The sequence below is a fragment of the Roseiflexus sp. genome, from assembly GCF_057785375.1.
Window position 1 is genome coordinate 1 of the sequence record NZ_JBYNRX010000062.1, and the last position, 20,800, is coordinate 20,800.

The 20,800-nt window shown below is 61.4% G+C and carries 20 protein-coding genes; 15 read left to right on the forward strand and 5 right to left on the reverse strand.

The features are described 5' to 3' along the window. The first annotated feature begins 431 nt into the window (after positions 1-431). From AC3EA7_RS11230 to AC3EA7_RS11275, 10 genes are all read left to right on the forward strand, one after another. Positions 432-1,211, forward strand: coding sequence for a hypothetical protein (locus AC3EA7_RS11230; protein WP_488614143.1), 780 nt, complete (start codon positions 432-434; stop codon positions 1,209-1,211). Positions 1,212-1,245: 34 nt separating this feature from the next. Continuing rightward, complete coding sequence (locus tag AC3EA7_RS11235) at positions 1,246-2,529, forward strand: LPXTG cell wall anchor domain-containing protein (RefSeq protein ID WP_488614144.1); 1,284 nt, start codon at positions 1,246-1,248, stop codon at positions 2,527-2,529. Position 2,530: 1 nt separating this feature from the next. Next, complete coding sequence (locus AC3EA7_RS11240) at positions 2,531-3,061, forward strand: methylated-DNA--[protein]-cysteine S-methyltransferase (protein ID WP_488614145.1); 531 nt, start codon at positions 2,531-2,533, stop codon at positions 3,059-3,061. 109 nt (positions 3,062-3,170) lie between these two features. Further along, positions 3,171-3,527, forward strand: a complete 357-nt coding sequence (locus tag AC3EA7_RS11245) for an NADH-quinone oxidoreductase subunit A (RefSeq protein WP_488614146.1) — start codon at positions 3,171-3,173, stop codon at positions 3,525-3,527. Next, a complete protein-coding gene (locus AC3EA7_RS11250; RefSeq protein ID WP_488614147.1) occupies positions 3,518-4,021 on the forward strand; it encodes an NADH-quinone oxidoreductase subunit B in 504 nt (167 codons plus the stop codon). The genes AC3EA7_RS11245 and AC3EA7_RS11250 overlap by 10 nt, the downstream gene beginning before the upstream one ends. Before the next feature lie 80 nt (positions 4,022-4,101). Beyond that, positions 4,102-4,626 carry an NADH-quinone oxidoreductase subunit C gene (locus tag AC3EA7_RS11255; protein WP_488614148.1) on the forward strand — a complete coding sequence of 175 codons (525 nt, stop codon included), beginning with the start codon at positions 4,102-4,104 and terminating at the stop codon, positions 4,624-4,626. A gap of 6 nt (positions 4,627-4,632) precedes the next feature. Further along, on the forward strand, positions 4,633-5,886 hold the full coding sequence (gene nuoD, locus AC3EA7_RS11260; protein WP_488614149.1) for an NADH dehydrogenase (quinone) subunit D: 1,254 nt from the start codon (positions 4,633-4,635) through the stop codon (positions 5,884-5,886). A 26-nt stretch (positions 5,887-5,912) separates the two neighbouring features. Then, positions 5,913-6,437, forward strand: coding sequence for an NADH-quinone oxidoreductase subunit NuoE (gene nuoE, locus AC3EA7_RS11265; protein ID WP_488614150.1), 525 nt, complete (start codon positions 5,913-5,915; stop codon positions 6,435-6,437). Between the two features lie 19 nt (positions 6,438-6,456). Further along, positions 6,457-9,246 (forward strand): cation-translocating P-type ATPase, encoded by a 2,790-nt coding sequence (locus AC3EA7_RS11270; protein WP_488614151.1) that lies wholly within the window; start codon positions 6,457-6,459, stop codon positions 9,244-9,246. Positions 9,247-9,263: 17 nt separating this feature from the next. Further along, positions 9,264-9,698: a universal stress protein gene (locus AC3EA7_RS11275; RefSeq protein WP_488614152.1), complete on the forward strand. Its 435-nt coding sequence runs from the start codon at positions 9,264-9,266 to the stop codon at positions 9,696-9,698. 410 nt (positions 9,699-10,108) lie between these two features. On the opposite strand, the gene AC3EA7_RS11280 is transcribed toward AC3EA7_RS11275, so the two are convergent. The 3 genes from AC3EA7_RS11280 to menH all read right to left on the reverse strand — a co-directional run bounded on the left by AC3EA7_RS11280 (position 10,109) and on the right by menH (position 12,024). After that, positions 10,109-10,489, reverse strand: coding sequence for a GxxExxY protein (locus AC3EA7_RS11280; RefSeq protein WP_488614153.1), 381 nt, complete (start codon positions 10,487-10,489; stop codon positions 10,109-10,111). A gap of 116 nt (positions 10,490-10,605) precedes the next feature. After that, positions 10,606-10,761 (reverse strand): hypothetical protein, encoded by a 156-nt coding sequence (locus tag AC3EA7_RS11285; protein ID WP_488614154.1) that lies wholly within the window; start codon positions 10,759-10,761, stop codon positions 10,606-10,608. A gap of 447 nt (positions 10,762-11,208) precedes the next feature. After that, positions 11,209-12,024 (reverse strand): 2-succinyl-6-hydroxy-2,4-cyclohexadiene-1-carboxylate synthase, encoded by an 816-nt coding sequence (menH, locus tag AC3EA7_RS11290; protein ID WP_488614155.1) that lies wholly within the window; start codon positions 12,022-12,024, stop codon positions 11,209-11,211. Positions 12,025-12,272: 248 nt separating this feature from the next. On the opposite strand from menH, the gene AC3EA7_RS11295 reads away from it, so the two are divergent. From AC3EA7_RS11295 to AC3EA7_RS11315, 5 genes are all read left to right on the forward strand, one after another. Continuing rightward, complete coding sequence (locus AC3EA7_RS11295) at positions 12,273-12,992, forward strand: phosphoribosyltransferase (RefSeq protein ID WP_488614156.1); 720 nt, start codon at positions 12,273-12,275, stop codon at positions 12,990-12,992. A 51-nt stretch (positions 12,993-13,043) separates the two neighbouring features. Then, positions 13,044-14,210 (forward strand): baeRF7 domain-containing protein, encoded by a 1,167-nt coding sequence (locus AC3EA7_RS11300; protein ID WP_488614157.1) that lies wholly within the window; start codon positions 13,044-13,046, stop codon positions 14,208-14,210. A gap of 589 nt (positions 14,211-14,799) precedes the next feature. Further along, complete coding sequence (locus AC3EA7_RS11305; protein WP_488614158.1) at positions 14,800-15,924, forward strand: hypothetical protein; 1,125 nt, start codon at positions 14,800-14,802, stop codon at positions 15,922-15,924. A 207-nt stretch (positions 15,925-16,131) separates the two neighbouring features. Continuing rightward, positions 16,132-17,265, forward strand: coding sequence for a hypothetical protein (locus AC3EA7_RS11310; RefSeq protein ID WP_488614159.1), 1,134 nt, complete (start codon positions 16,132-16,134; stop codon positions 17,263-17,265). A 216-nt stretch (positions 17,266-17,481) separates the two neighbouring features. After that, entirely contained in the window at positions 17,482-18,738 is a 1,257-nt protein-coding gene (locus AC3EA7_RS11315; protein WP_488614160.1) for a metallophosphoesterase family protein, read from the forward strand. 543 nt (positions 18,739-19,281) lie between these two features. Here the strand turns inward: AC3EA7_RS11315 and AC3EA7_RS11320 are convergent. Both AC3EA7_RS11320 and AC3EA7_RS11325 read right to left on the reverse strand, forming a co-directional pair. Then, positions 19,282-20,253, reverse strand: a complete 972-nt coding sequence (locus tag AC3EA7_RS11320) for an LLM class F420-dependent oxidoreductase (protein ID WP_488614161.1) — start codon at positions 20,251-20,253, stop codon at positions 19,282-19,284. A 143-nt stretch (positions 20,254-20,396) separates the two neighbouring features. Next, positions 20,397-20,732, reverse strand: a complete 336-nt coding sequence (locus AC3EA7_RS11325) for a nucleotidyltransferase domain-containing protein (protein WP_488614162.1) — start codon at positions 20,730-20,732, stop codon at positions 20,397-20,399. Positions 20,733-20,800: the final 68 nt, after the last annotated feature.

The following is a 20,800-nucleotide window of genomic DNA, read 5'->3' on the forward strand; positions in this document are numbered from 1 at the left end:
ACGTGGTGCGGCTGACGCTGGCTGAGCCTGTCGAAGCCAACGTCAGCCGCACGACGGTCAACACGGACAATGATTGTGCACCATCTGGTTGATCTTCGCTATCAGGAGACGCGCATCCCGCCGCCGCGCGCCATCGACAACATACACCCCTACGCCTGCGAATCTCCTGCAAAAGCCTGATACAATACACAATACATGAGTCGACTGCACACCGGCTTAACCGCCAAGGACACAAAGCGCACGAAGGGAAAGAACCATGAAGCGCATTGCCTGGATGTCCCTTGGTGACTGCGTAACGCGGAATGTATTCCGCCCGTCTGCCGATAATGAGGCGCATGTCCTTCGTGTCCCTTGGTGACCTTCGTGGTTACAGCTTTTTGCAGTGAAGTCAATACATAAAATCGATAGCAATCCACGCTTCTGTTGAGATAATGAACCCATTTCGAGTCTTCTGGCAATCGGCACGCGACACGTTCGAGGACTTGTTGCCGCTCACGTTGATCGGCGCCGTCTGGTTGCTGGTCGTGCTGCCGCTCCCGCTGCTGTCAGGCGGATTCGCAGTCGGTGGCGCACCATTTGGCGCAGCGGCATTGCTGATGTTGACTACGCTGCCCATGGGGACGGCCAGTGCCGGGTTGACGGTCATTGCCCGACGGATTCACGAAGGGCGCACGGTGTCGTGGGGCGACTTCGTGGCAGGCGCGCGGCAACACTATCGCATTGGGTGGCAGGTGTACGGCGCGTGGCTTGCCGGGTTGCTGATTCTCCTGGTCAATGCCGCTTTCTACGCGCAGATGGACGCGCCAATCGGCATCTATCTGATGCTGCTGTTTGCCTATCTGCTGGTTGCGTGGGTCAGCCTGTTGATCTATCTCGGTCCGCTGACGCTGCTGCAAGAGCGCCCGAGTGTGCGTCTGGCGTTTCGCAATGCGTTCGTCCTGGCGTTCGGCAGACCGCTGTTTACTATTGTGACCCAGGTGTTGATGGGGATTCTTGTCTTTCTCTCGATGTGGCCGCCGCTGCTTCTGCTGCTGCTCATCATGCCCGCATTACTGGCAGTGTGGGGGTTTCGCGCCACAGTGGCGCTGATTGCCGATGCGGAAGCGCGGCGCCAGGCGCAGCAGGAGCGTGAACGCGCCGCAACGATGACGACCGCCAATCTGCCCGCCACCGAGAAAGGACGCGGCGGGCAGATCCGCCCGCGAGAATAGCATGTCGCCGCGACCGTCACACAGGAGGCGCTTTATGGACACGCCAGGCACATCGTTGACCGTATGGCGTCCGTTGGTTGCCGCAGTCGTTGTTGCGATGGCGGCCGTGGCGATCTGTTACCTGGCTGCGCCGGGCAATCTTGCGGCGGCGCCTCCTGCACAGATCGGCACGTTGAGCATGGAGATCTCGAAGCGCCTCCAGGGATCGGAGGTCATTCAGGTCGGACAGGAATTGACGTTCACAATTCGCATTACCAACACCGGCACGATCTCGATCACAACGCTGCCGTTGATCGATGAGTATGAGTCGAGCATTCTGCAACTCGAACGCACCGATCCGCTGTCATCGACCAACATCGTGACGCCGGCAACCGGCGGTGGATTGATCACCTGGAGCGATCTGACGACCGACACGGTGTTTGGTCCGCTCAATCCGGGGCAGTCGATTGAGATTATCACCGTCTTTCGCGCGATTGCGCCGCGGGTGGCGACGGTCAACCGGGCGCGTATCGGCGCCGCCGTGGGATTTGGCGGCGAGCAGTATGCCGGGGAAGGGCGCAGCAGCAGCGGTGATGCGATTGGCGGGCAGGTCATTGTGCGAAAAGAAGTCGTGACGGATACCGTCGCCGCCAGTGGCTTGCCGCTGACGTTTACCATTACGATCAGCAACGACGGCGCCGCCGACCTGACGCGCATTCCGCTGCGCGATACGTTCGATCCAACGTACCTGGCGTTTGCCAGCGCCGTTCCAACGCCAACGATCACTTCCACATCGTCGATCACCGAGAGCGTCCTGGAGTGGGACGATGTGCTGCCTGGTCTTGGGCTGACGCGGCTGCGTCCGGGTGAAGTGATCACAGTCACTACCGTCTTCACGGCGTTGCGCTCTGTCGATGCTGCATTCATCAACCGCGCCGACGCTGTGGGGGTGCGCGACGAGTTCGACGACGACGTGCAGGCGCCGCGTCAGGCGGAGGTCCCAATCCGAATTATTCCCGGACCAGCAGAGGCGACACGGACTCCTACACCGACCGCGACCTCCACGCCTACGGCGACCCCAATCCCGGCGTCTCCCGAAGAACCGCAACCGCGCCCGACGGACGTTCCGGCAACGCCAACTGAAACCCCAACGCCGACAGTCGAGGCGATCACCGCCACGGCGACCGCCGAAGCGACGGAGGCTGCGGCAACGCCGACGGTTCCGGCGCCGGCGACGCTGCCGCGCACCGGCGGGTCGGACGGCATCCTGTGGGTGGCGGCAGCCGTAGCGCTGGTTCTCGGCGCTGCGCTGGCGCTGCGCTCAAAAGTGCGATTCTGATATGTATTGGCGGTCACGTGTTATTCGATATGCGGTTGTCCCTTCCGCCTTTGGGCATATGCTGGCGGCGACGACTGAACATGGCATTTGTGCGGTTGCGCTCGGCGATGATCCGGCGATGGTGATCGCCGATCTGTCGCGTGCATTCAGCGATGCAACCCTCGCGCGGGATGAAGGGTTGCCCAATGGCTGGATGGATGCCCTGCTCGACTATCTGTGCGGCGAGCGGGTGAACCTCGATCTGCCGCTCGATGTGGCGGCAACGCCGTTTCAGCGGGAAGTCTGGAACGCACTTCGCACCATTCCTTACGGCGAAACACAGACCTATCAGCAGGTGGCGCAGCGGATCGGGCGCCCACGCGCAACCCGCGCCGTGGCGCGGGCTTGCGCCAGTAATCCGGTCGCGCTGATCATTCCGTGCCATCGCGTTGTGCGCACCAACGGCGCTCTGGGCGGGTATCGCTGGGGAGTGGAACGAAAACGCGCCCTGATCGCGCACGAGGCGGCGCATGTTGAACTTTGTGCATCTTGACACAAGTCTGGAAGGGCGTATAATGCCATACATCCGCGCAGAGAGGCGCAAGTAACGCCGCTGTGCGGCGCGTGCGCCCCGGTTGCTCCGTGACAACAAGGAGCCATTGATGTTGATCGACTACCTGCCGATTCTGACGCTGTTCCTGGTGGCGATGTTCATCGCCGTCTTCGTGATCGTGCTGTCGCGCTACCTGGGACCGCAGCGCCCCAGCCGGCGCAAGTTGATGCCGTATGAGTCGGGCATGGAGCCGATCGGTCCGGCACAGCGTCGTTTCCCGATCAAGTTCAACCTGGTGGCGATGCTGTTCATCCTTTTCGACATCGAGATCATCTTCCTTTTTCCCTACGCGCTGGTCTACCGGCAACTCGGCGTTCCAGGGCTGGCGGTCATGGGAGTGTTCTTCCTGGTGCTGGTGATCGGCCTGGTGTATGAGTGGCGGCGAGGAGCGTTGCGATGGGAATAGAGCAGAAAGCAGGCGACATGGGGATTGTCACCGCCTCGCTCGAGCAGGTGGTGAACTGGAGCCGTTCCAACGCGATGTGGCCCCTGTTGTTCGGGCTGGCGTGCTGCGCCATCGAAATGATGGGCGCGCAGAGCGCGAACTACGATCTGTCGCGGTTTGGCATGGAGATCAACCGCGCGTCGCCGCGTCAGGCGGACCTGATGATCGTCGCGGGGCGGGTGTCGCGTAAGATGGCGCCGGTCGTGCGTCGCCTCTACGATCAGATGGCAGACCCGAAATGGGTCATTGCCATGGGTGATTGTGCAGCGTGCGGCGGTGTGTTCAACAATTACGCTATCGTTCAAGGGGTCGATGAGATTGTGCCGGTCGATGTGTACGTCGCCGGATGCCCGCCGCGCCCCGAAGCATTGATCGACGGCATTATCCATTTGCACGAGAAAGTCCGACGGATGCGGCTCAACGGTACGCTGCGTGAGCCGGTGCACCTGTCGTAGACGAAACAATGCCGGGTGCGGCATCCTGCAGGTATGCGCAGCGTGACCCGCTGCCCGGCGCCGATGCCAGGAGAACGATCATGGCACTCGATAATCGAACCGTCCTGGCGCGATTGCAGACGGCGCTGCCTGATGCCATCCTCAGTTCGTCAGAGTTTCGCGGTGATCTGAGCGTGTATGTTCGCCCGGAACGGATCGTCGATGTTGCGCGCTTTCTGCGCGATGACCCTGAGTTGCGCTACAATTTCCTCGAAAACCTGTGCGGCGTCGATTATCTTGGTCGTGAGCCGCGCTTCGAGGTCGTCTATCATCTGCTGTCGTTCGCCAATCGCCACCGGCTCTGTCTGAAAGTCGGCGTCAGCGAACGCGACCCGTCGGTCCCATCGCTGACGGAACTCTGGCCCGGCGCCAATTACCACGAGCGAGAGGCGTTCGATATGTTTGGCATCACGTTCACGGGTCATCCCTGCCTTGATCGGATTCTGATGCCGGAGGAATGGGAAGGTCATCCGCTGCGGAAAGATGTGCCGCTCGGCGCCGAAGAAGTGGCGTTCACCTTCAACCAGGACCGCATCTACGCGCACAAGCCGTTTGCAAAGGAGTAGGCAGCGATGACGGTCACCGAAACCCGTGCGCGCAACCTGAGCATCCCCGCCCCCAGCCAGATCACCCGCCCGGCGCTCGAAGGGGCGAAAGAAACCATGGTGCTGAATATGGGTCCCCACCATCCCAGCACCCATGGCGTGCTGCGGCTGGTTGTCGAACTCGATGGCGAAACCGTGGTTGATACGGCGCCCGATATCGGGTATCTGCACACCGGCATCGAAAAAACGATGGAGAGCAAAACGTACCAGAAAGCCGTGGTGCTGACCGACCGCACCGATTATCTGGCGCCGCTCTCCAACAATCTGAGTTATGTGCTGGCAGTCGAGAAACTGCTCGGTTGCGAGATCCCCGAACGCGCAACCGTCGCGCGTGTGCTGCTGGTCGAACTGCAACGCATCGCCAGCCATCTGGTATGGCTCGGCACCCACGCGCTCGATCTGGCGGCAATGAGCGTGTTCCTCTACGGCTTCCGCGAACGTGAACAGATTCTCGACATCTTTGAACTGGTCTCGGGCGCGCGCATGATGACCAGTTATTTCCGTGTCGGCGGGCTGGCGTATGACCTGCCGGCCGAATTCGACGCCGCCGTTGAGGCGTTCCTGGAGATCATGCCAGGACGCATTGATGAGTATGAAGCCCTGCTGACCGATAATCCGCTCTGGATCGAGCGCACGCAGGGTATCGGCGCCATCGATAGCGATGCGGCGATTGCGCTGGGATTGACCGGCCCTGGTCTGCGCGCGACCGGCGTGGCATGGGATCTGCGCAAAACCATGCCCTACTGCGGCTACGAAACCTACTCGTTTGCCATCCCCACTGCTACCCACGGCGATATTTACGACCGCTACCTGGTGCGCATGGCGGAAATGCGCGAGAGCGTCTCGATCTGCCGTCAGGCGTTGCAGCGGCTGCGTGATATTGGTCCTGGACCGTACATGACGCCGGATCGCAAGATTGCGCCGCCGCCAAAGAGCGAGATCACGCACAGCATGGAAGCGCTCATCCATCATTTTAAGTTGTGGACCGAGGGCTTCAAGCCGCCGCGCGGCGATGCGCTGGCGGCGGTCGAGTCGCCGCGCGGCGAACTGGCGACCTATATCGTCAGCGATGGCAGCGCGAAACCGTATCGCGTCCATTTCCGCGCGCCCTCTTTTGTCAATCTCCAGTCGCTGCCGCATATGGCGCGCGGGCATCTGGTCGCCGATCTGGTGGCCCTCATCGCCTCGCTCGACCCGGTGCTCGGCGAAGTTGATCGCTGAACCCTGAAAGAACACGAGAACCTTGTATGTCCCTGACCGAAAAATACGGCGCCGAGATCGAAGCGATCGTGGCGCGTTACCCCCACAAACGCAGCGCGGTTCTGCCGTTGCTCTTCATTGCCCAGGATGAGTATGGGTATCTGACCGATGCAGCCGTGCGCGAAGTGGCGGATCTGCTCGACATGCCGCCAACCGATGTGTTCGAGGTTGCCGGTTTTTACTCGCTGCTGTATAAACAGCCGGTCGGCAAGTGGGTCTTGCAGGTGTGCGATGATGTGCCGTGCGCCTTTTGCGGCGCTGAGGACCTGATCGCCGCGCTGCAAGCGCAACTGGGCATCGCTGTGGACCAGACGACGCCCGACGGCATGTTTACGCTGCAACGGGTCAAATGCCTGGCGGACTGCGATCACGCGCCGGTGTTACAGGCGAACCTGGAGTACTACCACAACCTGACCGCGCCAGAGCACGTCGAAGCGGTGCTGGCGGAACTCCGACGGCGCGCAGAGTCTGGCGAGCCACTCAGCATTTCGGGGCGGTACGCAGACCGGTAACCTGTTTGCGAGGAGCGTCGTGTCGGACCACTCGCTCGATCAGCTTGCGGCAATGTCGCCGCTCGAAGTTTGCGCCGCGCTGCAGACCGCGCCTCACGGTCTTGATGAAGCCGAGGCGCGTAAACGCCGTGAACGCTACGGACCCAACGCGATTGCCGATACCCTGTCGGTCTCTACACTACGCCGTCTCATCGCGTCGTTCATCAACTGGATTTCGCTGATCCTGTTGATCGCCGGCCTGCTGGCGTTTCTCAGCGATACGCCGATCATTGGCTGGATCATCCTGGTCGTCGCCCTTCTCAACGGAATCTTCACCGCCTGGCAGGAATATCTCGCCGAACGCGCCATCGCCGCACTCCGTCAACTGTTGCCGGCAAACGCCTATGTGCGTCGCGCCGGGCAGGTGCGCCAGATTCCGACGACCGAGGTCGTCCCTGGTGATATTCTGCCCCTGAAACCGGGCACAGTCGTGGTCGCAGACGGCTACCTTATCTCCAGCGATGGGTTGCGCGTCAAGCAGACCGCACTAACCGGCAATGCCGCGCCGGTCACTAAAGTGGCCGGCGCCATGCCCGATCCGACGCTGGCGCTGGCGGAACGCCCCAATATTCTGCTGGCGGGTACGGTCGTGTTCGAGGGGCAGGGCAGCCTAGTCGTGGTGCATACCGGTATGCAGACTCTGCTGGGCACGATTGCCGAAAGCACTGCGGCGCTGCGCGCCGAGCCAAGCCCGCTGGGGCAGGCGTTGAACGCCCTTGCCGCCACGATAACCCGTGTCGCAATTGTCGCCGGTATTGGCGCGTTCCTGTTGACCGTTCTGGGGCAACAGTTTTCCATTCAGGCCGGCACCATTTTTGCCATCGGCATGATCGTCGCGTTTGTGCCGGAAGGGCTGTTGCCGACGGTCACGCTGGCGCTGGCGCTGGCGCGGCGGCGCCTGGCGCGCTATGGGGTGCTGGTGCGACGGCTGGCAGGAGTCGAAAGTCTGAGTTCGGCGACGGTGTTGTGCCTTGATCGGGTTGAGACGCTGACCACCAATGCGCTGACGGTCAACACCATCTGGGCTGGTGGGCGGGTCTACACCACGACCGGCAGCGATTATCGACCGGAGGGTGCGTTTCTGCACGAACGCGCCCTGGTGCGGGTGTCATCAGATCCCGACCTGACGGCAGTGTTGCGGGCTGCGGTGTTGTGCAACAACTCGCGTCTGTTGCCGCCTGACGCCACCAATCCCGACTGGCACATCGTCGGTGATTCACTGGAAGGCGCGCTGCTGGCGACTGCAGCGCGCGGCGGCATCACTGAAGCAACCATTGGCAACTGCGTGGTGCGCGTGCAGAGTTTCCCGTATGAGCCACGCCGCCAGCTTGGCAGCGTGATCGTGTCGCTCGAAGCCCACGGTAAACGCGAACTGGTGGCATATGTGCGCGGCGCCGGTCGTGTTGTGCTCTCGCTCTGCGCATCCATCCAGCGCCGGGGGGCGGTCACGACACTGGATGAAACCACACGGCGGGAAATCGAACAAGTCATTGACAATTACGCCCGCACCGGTCAGCGTGTGGTCGCCTTTGCCATGCGGATACTCGAAGAGCCGCAGGAAGGGATGATGTGGCGCGCGCGCGATATTGAACACGACCTGACCTTTCTCGGTTTCGCTACGCTCCAGGAACCGCCACAGCCAGAAGTCGTCCAACTGATCGAGGGATGCCGTAAGGCGGGTATTCGGGTGATCATTGTCACCGGTGCGTATGGACTGACCACTGAAGCGACCGCACGGCGAATCGGTCTGATCGACACGCCACACGTTCAGATTGTGACCGGCGCCGACCTCGACGACATGAGCAGCGCCAACCTCGGGTTGCTGCTTGCGCCGCTGGAAGATGTGGTATTCGCCCAAATGGACGCAGCGCATAAGCAACGAATCGTCGAAGCGTTGCAGCAGCGTGGTGAGGTGGTCGCATTTCTTGGTGACAGTATCAACGACGCGCCGGCGCTGCGGCAGGCGGAAATTGGCGTGGTCGTCAGCGCATCGGGAACGGCAGTCGCGCTGGCTGCCGCCGATATCGTGCTCAACGCGCAACACCCCGCCGGTCTGCTCCTGGCAATCGAGGAAGGGCGCGCGATCTTCGCCAATATCCAGAAACTCGCCGCGTATGTTTTTGCGCACAATGTCGCCGAAGCCGCCGTGATCGTCATCAGTGTCATCGCCGGCATCCCGCTGCCACTGACGGTGTTACAGGTGTTGGCAATTGACGTCGGAACAGAATTGCTGCCGTCGGTCGCGTTGAGCACCGAACCACCCGAACCAGGCATCCTGGAACAGCCGCCGCGCTCGCGCACCGCGCCGCTGCTCGACCGTGAGACGCTGCTGCGCACCTTCGCTATGCTGGGCGTGCTGGAAGGCGTGCTGGCGTTGCTGGCATTCTTCGCAGCGTACTGGAGCGCCGGGTGGCGACCAGGCATGCCGATGGATAACAGTGGCGATCTCTATGCCCAGGCGACGACCCTGACCTACATGGCGATTGTGATGGCGCAGGTGGGCGTGGCGTTCGCCAGCCGGACGCGCCGGAGTTCGGTCTTTCACATTGGGATCTTCACCAACCGGGCGCTGGTGATCGGAACGCTCCTCTCGGTCATCCTGATGCTGGCGCTGGTGTATATCGAGCCGCTGGCGGAACTCTTCAACTTTGTTCCGCCACATCCCGAACACTGGATCATGCTGATCTCCTTCCCGGCGATCATGCTGCTGGTGGACGAAATCTTCAAGTGGTGGCAGCGACGCCGCCAGACGGTACAGTTTGCCTTTTGATCCATTGCGAGCGACATGTGACCGAACAACGTGCTGCGCTGGCGCGCATTCTGGTCTGCATCAGTGAGGAAGAGCAATCGCAGGCGGTGATTCGCCATGCTGCGCGGGTGGGGGTTGAACTCGGCGCCGAACTCCTGGCGTTGCATGTCGAGCCGCCGGGCGCCGCCACCCGGCGTCCGGCGCGCGCTGCGCAGCAACTGGAGCGCAACCTGCGCCTGGCGCGCGACCTGGGCGCCCACGTGCGGGTGATCGACAGTCATCGCGTTGTATCTTCCATCCTCCAGTATGCGCACGATCACGGCGTGCAACGCATCATCGTCGGCAAGCCGCGCCCACGCACCTGGCGGCACTGGTTCACCGGCGACATTGTGACCCGGCTGCTCCGTGAGACCGATATTCCCATCGAAGTGGCGCCGGGGATCGCTGAAGAGCAGATCACGGTGGGTGGATAAGGGGGGATACGCAGGTCGCCGCTACCTCCTGCTCGTTTGTACTGGCTCAGAGTGAGGGTGTGCAAGATGCGCTCGCGCCGCTCGAAATCGGTGTTTTGCAACGCGAAGACGCGGAGGCGCAAAGGTTTTTCTTGGCGTCTTGGGGTTGCGATTTTGAACGCAAAGGCGCGGAGGCGCGAAGGGTTTCTATTTCTTTGTGCCGTGGCGTCTTGGGGTTGCGATTTTGAACGCAAAGGCGCGGAGGCGCGAAGGGTTTCTATTTCTTTGTGCCGTGGCGTCTTGGGGTTGCGATTTTGAACGCAAAGGCGCAGAGACGCGAAGGTTTCTTGGCGTCTTAGCGTCTTTGCGTTGCGCTTTGGCTACCTGGCGTTGCGATTCTTAACGCGAAGACGCAAAGCCGCCAAGGTTTTTTAGAGACCATTGACCACGCGGTGAATACCATCTTTGACCAATCTTTGCCCAAAGTTGATGACCAGACCAAGTTTCAAGCCGGTCAGCCGCAGATAAGTCAAAACTTGCGATTCAAAAATCGGATTGTACGTCACCACGGCTTTGCATTCCACAATCACCAGCCCGCCGACAAGCAAGTCGAGCCGCAAGGGGGCGCTGATAACCTGTCCTTTATACATCACTGGCACAAGTTTTTCGCGCTCCACTTTTGGACCTCGGCTTTGAATTTCGATTGCCAGCGCGTCGCGGTAAATGCCTTCGAGTAGTCCAGGTCCGCCCAGCGTGCGATGGACCTCGATGGCCGCGTCCACGATAACCTGACTCAGCGCATTTTCATCCATACCTGCTCCTTAGTGCTTCGCGTCTTGGCGTCTTTGGGTTGCGATTTTTAACGCAAAGGCGCAGAGACGCAAAGAGATTTTGGTTCTGTGCGCCTTCGCGCCCTGGCGTCTTTGCGTTAAGCGTCTCCGTAAAACTTCCTGTTCAACTGCTTCTCTTCCTTGCTGACCTGGAACCGCGCGTCGTCCATCTCGGAGAGATGGACGTACAACTTGTTCTTGTCCAGCAATTCCGCCAGCAGGCGTTTTTGCTGTTCCAGGACGCCAATGGCCATAAACTCCTTCACTGCCTCGTCGGGCATGCGCGGGGGGGCGAGCAGGCGGATGATTTCATCCTGCGCCAGCACTTCGTTGAAGAAAATCTCCCTGGCGCTGCTCTTCTTCCTTCGTCTGCCCGCCTTCGAGGACGCAGTCCTTGTAGGGCCAAACCGGCGCCACTTCGCCGCCTCAGGGGGTAGAGACTATGACGACGCTTTTGCCTGAACAAGTGTACAGTGAATGCGCGTCTTCTAACCGTGTTATACAGCATATCAGCGCGAAGAAGTATATAGCAACGCATGTTCTGTGTAAAGGGATTTGTTCACGCTCCCGGCTACCTCTCTCACAAGTGTCGATTTTTTTGATAGGAAGCCGCATGACACCGGCGGCTTCGCCGAAGGACGCACTCCTGTGCCGAAGGCGCTCAAACGCTGCTCTTATGCGCCAGGCTTTACGAAAAAATCTCAACAGGCGGCAAACCCGGTCACGCACCGCACGAACTCCAGCGGGCGTTCGAGGTGCGGCGTGTGCCCGGCGCCTTCGATGATCTGATGGCTCATCGCCGGGCAGCGTGCGCACATCTTGCGAGCAATCGCCGTAAACTTCTCATCGAGCGCGCCGGTGATCGCTAGCGTCGGAATAGTAAGACGCGGCAGATCATCCCAGAACGACGGTTGCGCACCCGTTCCCATGCTGCGCAGGCTGGCTGCCAGCCCTGCTGCGGTATTGCGCAGGCGCTGTGCGCGCAGTCGCTGCCGCACGTGGTCTGGCAACCGCTGCTGACTCGCCCATAGCGGCAGTCGCTCCCACTCGTCCACGAAGGCTTCAATGCCGTACTGTTCGATGCGCATGGCAAGCGCCTCATCGTGGGCGCGCCGCGCCGCACGTTCCGTCTCCGTCTCCAAACCTGGCGAGCCGCTCTCCAGAATCAGCGACCGCACCACGCCGGGATGCAATACGGCGATGCCAAGCGCCAGCCGCGCCCCCATCGAATAGCCGAGCAGATGCGCCGGCGCTGCCTCCAGATGGCGCAGCAGAGCGGCAATGTCGGCGGCGACCGACGGCAGCGACCCGCGCGCCGGGTCCGATGGCGCCGGTGTGCGCCCGTGCCCCGGCAGGTCGATACAGATCACGCGAAACTGCTGCGCGAAGTAAGAGACGACCTCATCCCAGGATGCGCTGCTGCCGGTGAAGCCGTGGAGGAGAACGAGCGGATCGCCTGCGCCGGTTTCAAGATAGCGATATGCGATACTGCTTGAGATGGCAACAAGAGGTTTCATTGACCAATCCAGAAGATCGGGTCTGAAGCATACCCATCATCAGCATCTCCGTCAATCGGCGTGTCCCGACGATCACGCTGCGTGAAGCAACCATTACCCTAAATTGCGCCAGACGCGCTACAATAAGAAGACTACAAGAATACTATGCGCCACCGCAACGGTGCGGCAGGCAACGGCGCCATTATGCTTCGCTTGCTTTGTCTGGCGCTCTCCGCCGCCTGTTCCGGTGGTGCGCGGAGGCGCCTGCGATGCGTATCAGGAAAGAGTTTCCTCCGCTCTTCCGCGACCGCCGTGAAGCCGGCAGATTGCTGGCGCAGCGGCTGGCGACATTGACCGACCATCCCGATCTCCTGGTGCTGGCACTGCCACGCGGCGGCGTGCCGATCGCGTATGAAGTGGCGCGCGCGCTCCGCGCGCCGCTTGACATTGTCCTTGTGCGGAAACTGGGTGTGCCTGGTCATGCCGAACTGGCAATGGGCGCGATCGCTGAAGGCGGCGTGCGTGTGCTGAACCATGCCGTGATCAGAGAACTCGACATTTCAGAAGATATTATTGATCATATTGCCAGAGAAGAACAGCGCATCCTCGAGCAACGCCGACGCCTCTACCGTGGCGAGCGACGACCGCCGACAGTCGAGGGGATGCGCGTCATCCTCATCGACGATGGACTGGCGACCGGCATGACGATGATGGCGGCCATCGAAGTCGTGCGGCGCGGCGGTCCGGCGGGGATCATTGTGGCCACGCCGGTTGCTGCACCGGAAAGCGTCGCCGAGATTGAGACGCTGGTCGATGACGTGGTGACGCTGGCGACCCCTGAGTTTCTCTATGCCATCGGTATGTGGTACAGCGACTTCACGCCAACCAGTGATGAGGAGGTGTGCACTCTGCTTGCCGAGGCGCTTCGCGGCTATGCGCCGACGCCCCCTTCTGAGATTGCGCTCGAACGTGGCAGCGAGAGCGCCTGACAATGACGGTGCGCACGATCACTCCATCACCGCGCAATGCAGGAGGTTCATATGAGGGTTTTGCTCAAAGGAGTGTCACGTGAGGAAGTGCGAGAACTGATTGCGCTGAACAAGACGCCATGGGTCTCGTTGTTTCTGGCGCCCTGTCCGCCTGGTGAAACCATCCAGCGCGCGATTCGACTCGAAAACCTGCTGCGCCGTAGCGAGGCGGACCTTGAGTCGCGCGGATATGATCGCAATGAGGTGCACGCAATACTGGCGCCGGTATGGAGTCTCACCGACGTGCGATTACTGGAGGAATATCAGGATTCGGGGCTGGCGTGCTATGTCGCACCGGAAGAGTTTCACCTCCACCGTCTGCCGTATCACGTCAGTGATGGCGTGACGGTTGGTCAGCGGCCCTCTATCAAGCCGTTGCTCATACCGCGCCCTGCGACCGATTCGTTCTATGTGCTGGCGCTGAGCAAGAATCGCATGCGACTGCTGCATGCCACGCCGTCGGGCATCACCGTCGTACCGCTGCCCGATGCGCCCGCCAGCATCGATGATCTGACGCAAACCGATCCGACCGGACGCCAGGCGCAGCGCCATGTCGCTCCTTCGACGCGCGGCGGCGCCAGTGGCGCAATGTACCCCGGTCACGGCGGCAATGTTTACGACGAAAAGGCCGAGGTGCAACGTTATCTTCAGGCGGTCAGCAGTGCGGTCGAACGCGCGCTCAACCGGACACGCGATCCGCTCGTGCTGGCAGGCGTCGATTATATGGTGGCGATGTATCGCTCGTTGAACGGCTATGCGCAGGTTATCGACGATCATATCAGCGGCAGTCCCGATCACGTCAGCGATGAGGTATTGTGCGAGCGCGGCGCGCAGGTGCTGACGGCGCACCTGAGTCGCCTTGCAACTGACGAACGCGACCGCTTCGAGGCGCTGTTGCAGCACACCCCGCCGCGCGCCAGCACGAACCTGCGTTCGATCCTGCCCGCTGCGCATGCCGGTCGTGTAGCGCGGATTCTCGTCGCCGGCGACCGGCAGGTGTGGGGACGCTACGACCCCGACGATGAAACGATCTCGCTCCATAATGAGCCGCTGCCAGGTGATGAGGACCTGCTGGATATTGCGGCGCAACAAACGCTCCTTCACGGCGGCGAAGCCGTTGCCGCGCCCGGGGCGGATATTCCCGGCAACAGCGGCGTGGCAGCGGTTTTTCGCTATTGAAGGTCATGGACATCCGTCTGATCGGCGTTGGCTGAGCCTGTCGAAGCCAACGCCAGCGGTTTAGGGAAAAAACAAGAAGCAAAGGGGGGCAAAAAAGGAGTTGGCTGAGCCTGTCGAAGCCAACGCCAGCGGTTTACCAGGAGGCGCTCGGGAACAAGCGCGGGGTTCAGCGGGACGGCAACTGTAGCGCGGATTGCTCAGGCAATGGCGCCCAGGGCGACGGGTTGCAGGTTCAATACCTTTCAAACAAGCAAGACGAGCCATCATTACGGGGTACATACGCGAGGTCTTTGTGCCTTTGCGCTTTTGTGTGCGCTTATTTGAAAGGCATGGGTTCCAGGTTCAATCTGACAATGGCGTGCAGAGCGCAATCCGTATGAATCCGTCTCAATCCATGAGCATCCGTGAACTATTATCCGCTTTGTTCAACGCGCAACCAACGTGAACATTCCTTTTCATCCCCTTCTCATCTTCGACGCTTTCTGCAAGCGCTTTTCCACCCTCTCTCCATTCCGTTTATACGCGCTGTGGCGTAGACTCAAAGTGACAACGAGCAGTGGCGCGACACCACTGTAGAAAGGGGAAAACCATGAAACGCTGGACATTTATGCTCACCCTCTTGCTGGCGATGACCGGCGTGCTTGTTGCGGCAGCGCCAGCAAACGCCGCCGAACGGCAGCGCTGCTTCCCGGAAACTGGCTACTGCGTCTCCGGCGCAATCCTGCGCTATTGGGAGCGCAACGGCGGTCTGCCGGTCTTTGGTTACCCGATCAGCGAACTGCGCGTCGAGACGGTTGAGAACTGGACCGGTCCAGTGCAGTGGTTCGAGCGCGATCGCCTCGAAGATCATGGCTCGATCGGCGTTCTTGCCGGACGGCTTGGCGCGCAGGTGCTCGACTGGCAGGGGCGCCCCTGGCAATCGCTGCCACGCCCAACGTCGATTCCGAAGGGATGCCAGTTCTTCCCGGAGACAGGACACACCCTGTGTGGCAAGTTCCTGGACTACTGGCGGCGCAATGGCGGACTGATGCGCTTCGGCTATCCGATCAGCGAGCCGATGACCGAAACGCTGGCGAATGGCGATGAACTCTGGACTGGCACGGTGCAGTACTTCGAGCGGCGACGCATGGAGTACCATCCGGAACTGGCCGGAACGCGGTATGAAGTGTTGCTCGGCTTGCTGGGGCGCGACATGTATACGGCGCTCAGCGACCGCTGCGCACCACCGGCGCCGTTCCTCGGACCGACGACGCGCGCCTACCCGGATATCCTTGGCTGCCCGTCACCCTTCCCGAAACTGGCGTTTCCGGCGGCATCGCAACGCTTCGAGCGTGGCGCCATGTACTGGGTCGCCAATCCCAGCACCATATCGTCCTGGATAACCGGTAACATCTGGGTGGTGTTCTACGACAACGCGCGCGGGTCGCTCGTCTGGCAACTGCACCCGGATTACTGGCGCGAGGGGGAGCCGGCAAGCGGTGGCATGACGCCGCCGCCAGGACTGTTCGAGCCGATCCGCGGCTTTGGCAAACTGTGGCGCGAGAACCCGTCCATCCGCGAAACGCTTGGCTGGGCTGTCGAACCGGAGCAGGCGGATACTGCGGTGGAGCAGTACTTCCGGGGTGGGGCGTTTGCCATCTACCGGATGAATAGCGACCGCATCTACATCATGAAACCGGACAACACGGCTGAGGACATTCAGCGCATTCGCTGAGCGGTAGAAACGACGAAGGACGGGGCGGGCATCCCGTGTGGATGTCCGCCCTGTGTGTTGAAACGCGCCTGTTTCATTGGCATCTCATCCTCGACGCGCCCTGTCAGGACATTGCCATCTTCTCGCTCTTCCTTCGATGCGTACAGTAGCGTAGAATCAACGTGACAGACGGCAACGGCGCTCTACCACTGCAGAAAGGAGACAACCTTGAAACGCTGGACGCTTGTGTTCACCCTGTTGCTGGCAATGACCGGCGTGCTTGTTGCGGCAGCGCCAGCAAACGCCGCCGAACGGCAGCGCTGCTTCCCGGAAACCGGCTACTGCGTCTCCGGCGCAATCCTGCGCTACTGGGAACGCAATGGCGGTCTGCCGGTCTTCGGCTACCCGATCAGCGAACTGCGCGTCGAGACGGTTGAGAACTGGACCGGACCGGTGCAGTGGTTCGAGCGTGACCGCCTCGAAGATCATGGCTCGGTCGGGGTTCTTGCCGGACGGCTTGGCGCGCAGGTGCTTGAGTCGCAGGGTCTCTCCTGGCAGTCGCTGCCGCGTCCCGACTCGGCGCCGCAGGGATGCCGGTTCTTCCCGGAGACCGGTCATTCGCTATGCGGCACGTTTTTGGAGTATTGGGAGCGCAACGGCGGACTGATGCGCTTCGGCGACCCGATCAGTGAGCCGATGACCGAAACGTTGCCGAATGGCGATGAACTCTGGACCGGCACGGTGCAGTATTTCGAGCGACGGCGGATGGAGTACCATCCGGAACTGGCAGGCACCCGGTACGAAGTGTTGCTTGGCTTGCTGGGACGCGATGTGTATACGTTGTATACGTCCGCCAAAGACCGCTGCGCCGCACCGGCGCCGCTCCTCGGTCCAACCGTGCGCGCCTACCCGGATATCCTTGGCTGCCCGGCGCCCTTCCCGGCTGTGCTGTTTTCGGCAGCATCGCAACGCTTCGAGCGCGGCGCCATGTATTGGATTCCCATAGCGCCTTTGTATGCGTGGAGGTATACCGGCAACATCTGGGTGGTGTTCTACGACAGCGCACGCGGCTCGCTGGTCTGGCAGGTGTATGCGAGCCGCTGGCGCGAAGGGATGCCTGAAAACGGCGGACTGACGCCGCCGCCGGGGCTGTTCGAGCCGATCCGCGGCTTTGGCGAGGTGTGGCGGAGCGTCCCGTCCCTCCGCGAGACGCTTGGATGGGCAGTCGAGCCGGAGCAGGCCGATAGGACTATCATGCAGTATTTCCAGAGCGGCGCATACGTTATCTACCGCGTGAATAGCGATCGGGTCTACATTTTGAAGCCGGATAAAACGGCTGAGGACATTCCGCGGATTCGCTGACCTGCCTCAGGTGACCGTCACCCATACCACTGCCCGCCGCGCCTGCCATGCCCCTGACCCCTGGCAGCCGATGGGCGATGCTCCCCGCCGCACAGTGACGGTCACCTCGAGACCCGCGCACCCTTGACGATACCGCCGCGCCTGCGTACAATCGTTCGTGTTGGATCGCACGGGCGCACCAGCGCCCTTTTGATAGAGAGTATCGGTGGATGCGCCATGCGCCTGCTTCATCTGGCTGACCTGCATATCGGCATCGAAAACTATGGTCGCGTCGATCCGGCTACCGGCCTGCACAGTCGTCTGCGCGACTACCTGGAGCGCCTTGATGAGGCGATTGACGTAGGGCTTGCCGAAGGCGTGGATGTCGTGCTCATCGCTGGCGACATCTACAAGAACCGCACGCCCAACCCGACGCAGCAACGCGAGTTTGCCCGGCGCATCCATCGCCTGCGCGCATGCGGTTTGCCAGTCTTCATCCTGACCGGCAACCACGATATTTCGCCTGCCGCCGGGCGCGCGCACGCCGTCGAGATCTTCGATACGCTCGCGGTCGATGGCGTGACCATCGCCGACCGGCCGCGCATCCACACACTGCACACGCGATCCGGTCCCCTCCAGGTCATTGCGCTCCCATGGGTGACGCGCCACGCGCTGCTGACGAAAGAGGAACTGCGCATGGCGTCGTTTCTGGAGGTCGAAACGATGCTAATCGAGCGGGTGGAACGCTTTCTGCGCCAGGCCGCCGATGATCTCGATCCGGCGCTGCCGGCGGTGCTGGCAGTTCACGGGACGATCGACGGCGCGACCTTCGGCGCGGAACGGCAGGTGCTGCTCGGGCGCGACCTGGTATATCCACGCAGTCTGATGGCGCTGCCGAATGTCGATTATGTGGCAATGGGGCATATCCACTGCCATCAGGCGCTTGGCGAGCATCCGCCGATCATCTATCCGGGCAGTATCGAGCGGATCGATTTCGGCGAAGAGGACGAGGACAAGGGATGTGTCATCGTCGATCTGGCCGCAAAGGGCGAAGTGCGCTGGCGTTTTCATAAACTGGCGGCGCGCCCATTCGTCACGATTGCGGTCGATGTGCGCGGCATGAACGATCCGATGCAGCGGGTGCTGGCAGCCATCGAGCGGCGTTCGTTGCACAGCGCGGTGGTGCGGGTGAAAGTCGACGCGCACTCCGAACAGACGGAACTGATTCAGACCGAGACCATTCGGCGCGCACTCGATGATGCTGGCGCGCATTTCATTGCCGCCGTGGCGGTCGAGGTCGAACGCGGCGCGCGCGGGCGATTGGGGAGCGGCGACGCGAGCATCCTCGACGGATTGACCCCGCGCCGCGCCTTGGAGTTGTACCTGCGCCAGAAGACGCCGCCGCTTGCAGAAGAACGCATCGCTGCGCTCCTCGCCGCCGCCGATGAACTGCTGGCGGAGGGCGCGCAGGATCACGCAGAACTGTTGTCCTGACGCAGGTTGTGGCGTGCACTCACCCGCACGGCGGACGTTGGCTGAACCTGTCAAAGCCAACGCCTGCCCTCCACCTTGCCGATGATCATCGTTTCGCGGCAGGCGTTGGCTGAGCCTGTCGAAGTCAGCGCCTGCCACTGTCCTTGTTTGTCCAGGTTCAGGTTGGTCGCTCTATGCGAAGACAGGCTTCGCACCCGTAGCGCGCGTTATGGAGTTTGAGAACATCATCCGGCATCGCCACGTCCAGCCCGCGCAGGCGGGCTTTGCAGCAGGAGCCCGCGGCTTATGAAGATTAACCATATAAGATCGGCATACTCTGGCTGGCGGTTGAAAGCGCGCCTTGGGGCGCGTACGCGCCGGGCGTCGGCCTGCGCCGACGCTTTCCCACCCGCGCAGGCGGGTGACCGGCCGGAGGCCTACAGGCGCGAATTCATTCGCCAGCCCGCATACCGGATTTCATTCTTAATGGTCATCAACCGCCGGGCGGACGAACGGATAGCGGAGTCATTGTTCAAGAACCATCAGTCGCCAGGCGTCGCGCCATCAACGGATGCGCGGCGCCACCTCTTCGGCGAACTGGTAGAGCGGCGTGTGGTCGTAAGCGACACGCGGGAAATAGGTGATAAAGTAGTCTATACCCACGTCCGCCAGCGCCTGCAAGCGTTCGACAACCTCTTCGCTCGTGCCGACGATGGCGTTCTGATGCAACTGGTCGACGCTCCATCCGTAGGTCGCGCGTACCTTCTCGGTGGCGGCAGCGATGTCGGCGCCTGGTTTGACCAGCACAATGTTGACGTTGCTCGATTTGATGATGTCGCCATAGTTGCGCCCAACCGTTTCGCAGTGCTCGCGGAGGATTGCAAGTTTGCGACTGACCGTTTCCGGTGAGCCGCCGATATTACAGGCGTTACCGTACTGCGCGACCAGTTTCAGGGTTACCTGTTCGCCGCTGCCGCCGATCCAGAGCGAGGGATGTGGCTTCTGCACCCCGCGCGGCTCGTTGATCGGACCATCGATGCGGCAGTATTCTCCCTCGAACGTCGGCGTGGTTTCCGTCCACATTTTGACGATAATCTTCGTCGCTTCGCGGAAGGCGCGCATGCGGTCGCGGGTTTCGGGGAAACCGTAGCCGTAGGCGCGCCATTCGTGCTCGTACCAGCCGGCGCCGATGCCGCAGTAGAGACGCCCGTGGCTGAGCACATCGACGGTCGAGGCGATTTTCGCCAGCAGCGCCGGGTTGCGATACCCGATGCATGTCACCATCTGCCCGATGTGGACGCGCTGCGTGTCGCGCGCCAGCGCCGCCGTGATCGTCCAGCACTCGAAGACGGTTTCCTGTTCGATCCGCGGCACAGTATGAAAATGGTCGTACACCCAGATCGAGTCGTACACCGGCAGTGCATCGGCGGTCTTCGCAACGGCGGTCATTGCCTCGTATTTAGTTATTGGGTCGTCGATCTCGATCAGGTCGAGCCGCCAGCCCTGTGGCGCAAAGGTTCCGAAACGAATGGTCATGATACCCGAATTTCCTTTCCCTGACGATGCTTTTGGCGTTCTACTGCACAGACTGCCTGGACGTTCGGTCATCCATATTTATCCTGAAACGCAAGACGTTCCCCAACTGCGCGATGCACATCGATCACCACCAGCGATCAGACTCACGTTGCGGGTCGTTCATAAAGCACCTGGGCGTGTTGCAGTGCGTGTTTCCAAAAGGGACGCTGTTGGAGACGGTCGAAATCTTCGCTGTTGTATGCAAAAATGTCAACGCTCTCGCTGCTGTCGATCACACTGTAGACCCAGCGCGTCAACTCACGCGGCGAGCGGGGATCCTCGAAAAGCGCCAGCAGATCGATGTCGCTAAAGAGCGATGGAGTGCCGCGCGCCAGCGAACCGAACAGGACGACCCGAATGGCGCCAAGCGCGCGGAGTTGATCCGCCAGACGACGGGCTTCACTCAGGAGATGTTCGTAATGGCATGGCGATGCGCGCATGGGAGAACCGAGAACCGAGAACTGAGAACTGTGCGCCTGGGAGACTACGATGCTTTTTGACGACACGC

Excerpts from the sequence above, each read along its gene's own strand:
- AC3EA7_RS11295 (WP_488614156.1), top strand. The coding sequence starts at position 12,273 with ATGCGTATCAGGAAAGAGTTTCCTCCGCTCTTCCGCGACCGCCGTGAA.
- AC3EA7_RS11250 (WP_488614147.1), top strand. The coding sequence starts at position 3,518 with ATGGGAATAGAGCAGAAAGCAGGCGACATGGGGATTGTCACCGCCTCG.
- AC3EA7_RS11325 (WP_488614162.1), bottom strand. The coding sequence starts at position 20,732 with ATGCGCGCATCGCCATGCCATTACGAACATCTCCTGAGTGAAGCCCGT.
- menH (WP_488614155.1), bottom strand. The coding sequence starts at position 12,024 with ATGAAACCTCTTGTTGCCATCTCAAGCAGTATCGCATATCGCTATCTT.
- AC3EA7_RS11235 (WP_488614144.1), top strand. The coding sequence starts at position 1,246 with ATGGACACGCCAGGCACATCGTTGACCGTATGGCGTCCGTTGGTTGCC.
- AC3EA7_RS11285 (WP_488614154.1), bottom strand. The coding sequence starts at position 10,761 with ATGGCCATTGGCGTCCTGGAACAGCAAAAACGCCTGCTGGCGGAATTG.
- AC3EA7_RS11230 (WP_488614143.1), top strand. The coding sequence starts at position 432 with ATGAACCCATTTCGAGTCTTCTGGCAATCGGCACGCGACACGTTCGAG.
- AC3EA7_RS11240 (WP_488614145.1), top strand. The coding sequence starts at position 2,531 with ATGTATTGGCGGTCACGTGTTATTCGATATGCGGTTGTCCCTTCCGCC.
- AC3EA7_RS11305 (WP_488614158.1), top strand. The coding sequence starts at position 14,800 with ATGAAACGCTGGACATTTATGCTCACCCTCTTGCTGGCGATGACCGGC.
- AC3EA7_RS11315 (WP_488614160.1), top strand. The coding sequence starts at position 17,482 with ATGCGCCTGCTTCATCTGGCTGACCTGCATATCGGCATCGAAAACTAT.
- nuoD (WP_488614149.1), top strand. The coding sequence starts at position 4,633 with ATGACGGTCACCGAAACCCGTGCGCGCAACCTGAGCATCCCCGCCCCC.
- AC3EA7_RS11280 (WP_488614153.1), bottom strand. The coding sequence starts at position 10,489 with ATGGATGAAAATGCGCTGAGTCAGGTTATCGTGGACGCGGCCATCGAG.
- AC3EA7_RS11320 (WP_488614161.1), bottom strand. The coding sequence starts at position 20,253 with ATGACCATTCGTTTCGGAACCTTTGCGCCACAGGGCTGGCGGCTCGAC.
- nuoE (WP_488614150.1), top strand. The coding sequence starts at position 5,913 with ATGTCCCTGACCGAAAAATACGGCGCCGAGATCGAAGCGATCGTGGCG.
- AC3EA7_RS11300 (WP_488614157.1), top strand. The coding sequence starts at position 13,044 with ATGAGGGTTTTGCTCAAAGGAGTGTCACGTGAGGAAGTGCGAGAACTG.
- AC3EA7_RS11245 (WP_488614146.1), top strand. The coding sequence starts at position 3,171 with ATGTTGATCGACTACCTGCCGATTCTGACGCTGTTCCTGGTGGCGATG.
- AC3EA7_RS11255 (WP_488614148.1), top strand. The coding sequence starts at position 4,102 with ATGGCACTCGATAATCGAACCGTCCTGGCGCGATTGCAGACGGCGCTG.